Consider the following 5,402-nt stretch of genomic DNA (forward strand, 5'->3'; position numbering starts at 1 on the left):
TTTTAGAATATGAGTGTAATTTTGTCTTGACAAAGGTCACTTCATAACAGGTGAAAAGAAATGTTAACAAGTAAATGGCATATGCACCGTATGGGCCTGATTGATTTTTGGTATTATACAAATGAAGAATTTTATTTTAAAAATGGTCATATTCTCTTAAGAGGAAGCAATGGAAGTGGAAAATCGGTTACGATGCAAAGCTTTATTCCTATCTTATTAGATGGAAATAAGAATAGTGAACGTTTAGATGCGTTTGGTACCAAAGCTCGAAAGATGGAAACCTATTTAATTGATGAAAATTCAACTCGAGATGAACGAATTGCATATTTATACTTAGAATTCAAAAGAGAAGATTCCGATATTTTTAAAACAATTGGAATGGGAATGAGAGCACGAAAGAACAAGCCTTTAGATACTTGGTATTTTGTGATTGAAGACAATCAACGAATTGGTAAAGATATTCAGCTAATGGAGCATAATTTGGCAATATCGAAACAAAGCTTAAAAAATCGAATTCAACATCAATTTATTGAAACACAACGAGAATATATGGCTCGAGTGAATCAAGCTCTTTTTCAATTTCCAACACTAGATGATTATAAAGAAAGTATCAACTTGTTAGTTAAATTACGTTCTCCAAAATTAAGCAACTCATTAAAGCCAACAATAATCAATGAATTGTTGTCAGAATCTTTACAACCTTTAAGTGAAGATGATTTACGTCCTTTAACAGAAGCATTATCCAATATGGATGAAGTCCAAAATCGTTTAGAAGTATTAAAACAAAGTCAACAGGCAGCTAAATCAATTCAAAATGTATATGAACAATATAATTATGCTTTATTAGATAAGAAAAGTTTACAGTATATAGAACAAAAAAATAAATTGGATGAATTAACGAAGAAACAGAAAGGTTTTTATGAGCAAAAGAATCACGCAAGTGAAATGATTCTTGAAATCAAAAAAAAGTTAGACGATATACATGTCGAAAAATCCGTACTTGAAGAAGAATATAGTGGTTTGGCCAAACAAGATCTGCTTCAATTAGCCAGTGATGTACAACGGTATAAAGAAGATTTGACGCAACAAGAAAAAGCTCTAAAGAACAAGGTGCAACAAGAATCAAATAAAGATAATGCATATGTTTCATGTAAATTAAAGTATGATAAACAAAAAGATTATAATGATTCTTTAGAATATGAGATTCATAAAAACTTCAAACAATTAGACCAATTGAATGAAAATATGCAGTTTGATGAGCATATAGCTTTAAAACAAGATTTCTTAATGAATCTAAATCATACTTATGATTTTAATTACACAAAATCAAAAATTGAAAAAGAATTGAATGTATTAAATCAAGGGTTGGCTTTGTTTCAAAAAATCGATAATCAAAAAGTATTATTAAATCATGTACAAGATGATTATGAAAAAGAACAAAGTCTATTAGAACAAATTGAAACTGAATTAAAAGCATATCAAGAGCAATTTCGCTTGTTAAAAGAAGAATATCATGAAAAATTTTTAGCTTGGAATGAATCCAATCAAATTTTAAAAATGGATGCATCGACAATGAAAAAGTTTTTTGAAATCATATCGGATTATGGAAATACAGAAAGATATTATGAAATTGATCAAGATATTCACAATCGTTATATTTGGTATTTAAAAAATCAAACGGAGACGATTTCAAAATTATCTATTGAAATTAAACAATTAACGAAGGAACTGCAAAAGATTCAAGAACAATATGAATATTGGAATTGTTTAAAAGATCCTCAACCAGATATTGCCAAAGAACAAGAAGATGCAAGACAATACCTAGAGGAAAAGAAAATTCCATTCATCCCTATGTATACTTTATTGGATTTTGATGATTCTTTAAATCAAGATGAAAAAAATGCGATAGAAGAACAATTGTTAAGCAGTGGTTTAATGACAGCTTTGATTGTTCCTGATATGTATCAAGAAGAAATTTTAAATCTACCCAAGGGTATGAAAGAATCTTTCTTGTTTACACATAATAAAATAGAAGAACTAGAAGTTTGTATTCTACATTCTAAAATTGATTATATTTCTTTATGTGATACTTTTGGATTGGATGAAGGTTCTGTAAAATTCTTTGACAATGGTTTTGAAATAGGAAATATTTGTAGTGTAATTAGTCAAACAAGAAAATCTATTTTTATTGGGAAAGCCTCTAGAGAAGCGTATCGAAAAAGCCAACTAGAAAAACTGAAAGAAGATATAAATAAAAAAAAGGAAGGCATTCAAGAATTAGAGAGTAATTTGAAAATTGCACAGGATAAAGTAAAAACTTTGGAAAAAGAATATGCTGGATATCCTAAAAAAGCAGATTTAGATTCAAGTTTATTGGATGTAAATCGAATGCTTTTAAAGCAAGAGCATTCTATCGAACAAATTAAAAAGTATATTGAACAAAGAAATCAATACCAAATATGTATTCAAAATTTGAATAAAGAAATAACGAATATTTCTGAGAAATTAGGGATTTCTAACACAGAAGATGTCTTTAGATTAAGAAAAGATTTGTTTATTGAATATAAAGATGAACTTGTTCAAATGGAATCTATACATGAAAAGTATATTGTGAATATAGATTTATTTATATCTCTAGAATCACAATTGGAAGATTTGAGAATAGATTTAGACTCTATTCGTTATGAGAAGAAACAATTGGAGTTTCAACTTCATAAGCTGCAACAATTGATTTCAGTAAAAGAAGCACAATTGAATGAGATGGGATATGAAAAAATTAAGGAACGAATGTCAAAGATTATGAATCGTTTGGATGAAATTCCAAAAGTTGTTTCAAATCTATATCAAGAAGATGGAAGATGGCGAAATATTAAAGAACAATGTGAAAAGGATATTTTGGAAAATGCATCTTTAATTGAAACGCAAAGTACAAAAGCAGAAAGCTATAAAAAATATTATGAATTGGAATTGGATTTAGGATATGTATCAATTGAAGAAAAGAATCCTGTGTCCATTCATAAACATATTGTAAATTTATATCCAAATCTAAAAAACAAAGATACTTTGGGAAATGATCTTCAAACTGTATTTTTTATGAACCGAGGTTTCTTGCAAGATTATAATCTTCATTTCATTACATTATTTAATGATCAAGAAGATACAATGGCACGTTTGAATATTAAAGCTCGATATAAAGGAAAACAAATTGATTTCACAATGTTATTAAAACAACTTGAGATAGATATTGAAAAACAATCTGAATTGGTAAGCAGTCAAGATCGACATTTAATTGAAGATGTACTAGTGAATACGATTTCGAGTAAAATACGTGTTCATATTCGAAGCAGTAAACGATGGATTGAAACTATGAATAAGTATATGAAAGAAATGAATACTAGCAGCACTTTAAAACTTGGATTGCAATGGAAATCAAAAAAAGCAGAAAATGAAGATGAACTCAGTTCAGAATCATTAGTTCGCTTATTAGAAAAAGATTTACAGTTGTTAAAAGAATCAGATTTTCAAGCCTTATCCAATCATTTCCGTTCAAAAATTAAATGTGCTAGAAGAAATGCAGAAGATCCAAATTCGAATTTGAGTTTCCATCAAGCAATGAAAGATCTATTAGATTATCGTTCATGGTTTGATTTTACAATTATGTATGAAATTGGAAGTGAAAAACGTAAAGAGCTGACGAACAATCGTTTTTATGTGTTTAGTGGTGGTGAAAAGGCCATGGCCATGTATGTTCCTTTGTTTTCAGCGGTAGCCGCAAAATTCGCCTATGCCAGTGATGATGCACCTTTAATTATCGCCTTAGATGAAGCATTTGCGGGAGTGGATTCTAAAAACATTGATTCCATGTTTGGATTAATCAAAAAATTTGGTTTTGATTATATTATGAATTCTCAAGTATTATGGGGAGATTATCCAAATGTAGATGCCCTAGCAATTTATGAATTATATCGTCAAAATGATGCTAAATATGTAACTACAATACGATATGAATGGGATGGTCATGTTAAAAGGTTGGTTGGTGCATGATGAATGAAGAATTTTGCCAATATTTGTATGACAATGAGTTTTCTGAATTTATGCGTCTATGGAAAAAACAATATGAAAAATATGGCACTTGCAAAGGAAGTATTAATTTAGTATTAGATGAAACAAATCGCGTATGTATAAGCGGTTTATTGGGAAAAGATTATTATGGTGTTGATTGTGCACATATTACTTTTCAACAACTTCAAAAGGCAATATCAAATACCAAATATGAGAATTGTGATTTTAACGAAGTGTTAAAAATGTACTTTAATCATGATATTTTGACAAATAAAAATCGACAAGAACAAGAACAGATGCGAATTCAAAATATATTTAAACATCTTTTAGAACAAGAAGGAAAAAGCCAACAGTGGATTCATCATATATATACCGACCATGATTCTGTCTATGTTCGTATTGTGCAAGCTTCAAAAGAAAATGAACAAAAATGTATAAATACGGTAGACGTAGTGATGAAGGCTTTAAACCAATTGCCAATGTGGCAAGATAAGAAAGAAAATATATCTATTTTTGCTAGCTTACATACAAAAAATCCACATGCTTTTGATAAGAATACCTTTGCCTATTATTTATTGATGCATGGAATTGTTTATTTTCTAAAAGTAGATTTTCCTAAAACAAATTTAGAACAAAATGAAATTCTATATCGTGCAGGACTCTATCAAGATGGTATTAGTAATTATTGTAGTATCGCAAGACTTCAAGCGTTGAATGAAAACTATCAACCACATTTAGGTTGGACAGGATTTTATGATTCGTACGAAGCTTTAAATGTGAATATGGATAATTTATTACATATTCGCTCTATTGTATATTGTGATAGAGTTTATGTTGTAGAAAATCCAGCTGTATTTCAAGCTTTGCTGAAAATGATAAAGAAAGAAAAAATCGAAAAGATTGGCTTAGTATGTACGAATGGACAATTGAATTATTCAGCCTATCTTCTTTTAGACATATTGGTGAATTCGAATGTTGAGACTTATTACAGTGGAGACATGGATCCAGAAGGATTATTGATAGCTGATAAAATTAAACAAAGATATCCTAGTATAAAACTTTGGTGTTATGATGTAAGGCATTACGAAATTTCAAAATCAAAAGAGCAGGCAGCAGATCAAAGAATGCATATGTTGGATGCTTTAAAAGATGAGACATTGATTCGAATTGGAAAATGTATTAATGAAAATAAAAACAGAGTTGGATATCAAGAAAATATGATTGAGGAATATTACAATAGCTTTAGATTCGATGTTAAAAAAACGCCTATATCCATTGGATAGGCGTTTCAGATTGTTGACAAAAGCCTATACCTTTTCGTAAGGGCATAGGCTTTTTAT

Annotated in this window: 2 protein-coding genes; both read left to right on the forward strand. The window is 29.2% G+C overall.

The features are described from left to right. Positions 1 to 60 precede the first annotated feature (60 nt). Positions 61 to 4,044, forward strand: coding sequence for an SbcC/MukB-like Walker B domain-containing protein (locus tag LJE08_RS12590; protein WP_227403406.1), 3,984 nt, complete (start codon positions 61 to 63; stop codon positions 4,042 to 4,044). Beyond that, positions 4,041 to 5,345, forward strand: coding sequence for a TIGR02679 domain-containing protein (locus tag LJE08_RS12595; RefSeq protein WP_227403407.1), 1,305 nt, complete (start codon positions 4,041 to 4,043; stop codon positions 5,343 to 5,345). The genes LJE08_RS12590 and LJE08_RS12595 overlap by 4 nt, the downstream gene beginning before the upstream one ends. Positions 5,346 to 5,402: the final 57 nt, after the last annotated feature.

It is taken from the genome of Holdemanella sp. DFI.5.55, from assembly GCF_020593575.1.
GTDB lineage: Bacteria > Bacillota_I > Bacilli_A > Erysipelotrichales > Erysipelotrichaceae > Holdemanella > Holdemanella hominis.